Source organism: Streptomyces sp. WELS2, from assembly GCF_013870595.1.
GTDB lineage: Bacteria > Actinomycetota > Actinomycetes > Streptomycetales > Streptomycetaceae > Streptomyces.
On the sequence record NZ_JACBWZ010001267.1, the window covers coordinates 1 to 1,284 of the forward strand.

The 1,284-nt window shown below is 75.0% G+C and carries 1 protein-coding gene and 1 pseudogene; both read right to left on the bottom strand.

Annotated features, from left to right (window positions below; all coding sequences use genetic code 11):
• On the bottom strand, positions 1 to 814 hold an 814-nt coding region (locus H5J33_RS35585; RefSeq protein WP_181798769.1), incomplete at its 3' end, for an AAA domain-containing protein.
• Positions 811 to 1,284 (bottom strand): annotated as a pseudogene (locus tag H5J33_RS35590) (hypothetical protein); the annotation flags it as partial. The gene H5J33_RS35585 and the pseudogene H5J33_RS35590, both read right to left, overlap by 4 nt.

Below are 1,284 nucleotides of genomic sequence, written 5' to 3' on the forward strand. Positions count from 1 at the left end.
TCCGTCCTCTTCCCCCGCGTCCCCGCGTATCGTCGATCACCCGGTCCGGGCCGGAGCCGTCCGAGGGCACGGCGAAGGCCAGCCGGCGGTCACCGTGCGCCGTGCCGCTGCGGAAGGGCGTGTACGGGTAGAACGCGTCCGAGACCAGGGGGGCCGCCGACGCCGGCAGCCGCCAGGACACCGGCAGCCGGTGCTGGGGGAGACCCGGGTTGTGGGCCAGCAGCGTGGTGACCGCCGAGGCCGAGGGGTCGTACGACAGGCCCGCCCACTGCTCGCCGCCCACGATGGAGAAGGGGTCCAGCTGGCCCGGGTCGCCCACGAACAGCGCCCGCTCGAACAGGCCGGCCACGGCGAGCAGGGAGTCCGAACGCATCTGGTACGCCTCGTCCACGATCGCGTGCCGCCACGGCTCGTCCACCTTCACATGCGCCCACTTCGCGGCCGTGGACAGCACCACGGGCAGCCCCGCGAGGTCGGCCGCCTTCGCCGACGTACGCACCTGCGGCAGGCCGTCCAGCGCCTTGTCGTAGGCGTCGGCGTCACTGCTGTGCAGCCGGCCCACGGGCAGCTCCGGGTCCTTCTCCGCCAGCCGCAGCACGAGGTCGTCGACCTGGGCGTTGGTCTGCGCCACCACCATCAGCGGGCGGCCCGCCGCGGCGAGTTCCAGGGCCGCGCGCACCACCAGCGTCGACTTGCCGGCGCCCGGCGGGGAGTCCACCACCACACCCCGCTCGGTGCCGTGCAGCGTGTCGTGGAGGATCGCCTCGGTGGCGCGGCCGGCCGCGGTGCCGGGATCGAAGTCGACGGTCGTCACAGCACGTCCTCCTCGGTGACGGGGTCGGGGGCCTCCGGCGCCGCCTCGCCCGGCGGGCCGCCGTGTGTCCACGGGGTCTCCTCCGGGTCGGGCAGTTTCGCGCCGCCCCGCTGCTCGTGCTCGAACAGCGTGAAGCAGATCCGGTCGCCCTTGCCCGGCACCGAACCGGGCTCGGGCTCCTTGCCCCGGCCCATCCGGTCCAGGACGCGCAGGGTCAGCACCCCGTCCGCCTCGTACCCGACGAATTCCGCCGACTGAGGCCGGCCGTCCAGCGAGCGGTACACCCGCGCCCGCTCCGCGAGGTGCGGCCGGTCGTCCGTGCGGACGGTCACCAGCGGGCGCGGGCTCGGCCGCTTCCCCTCGCCGTACGCCATGACGACATCGGTCACCTCGCCCGCGAACGCCTCCCCGGCCAGCCGCCGCCCGGCCATCACCAGCGGATCGTCCAGCGCCTCCTGCGCCTCCAGCCG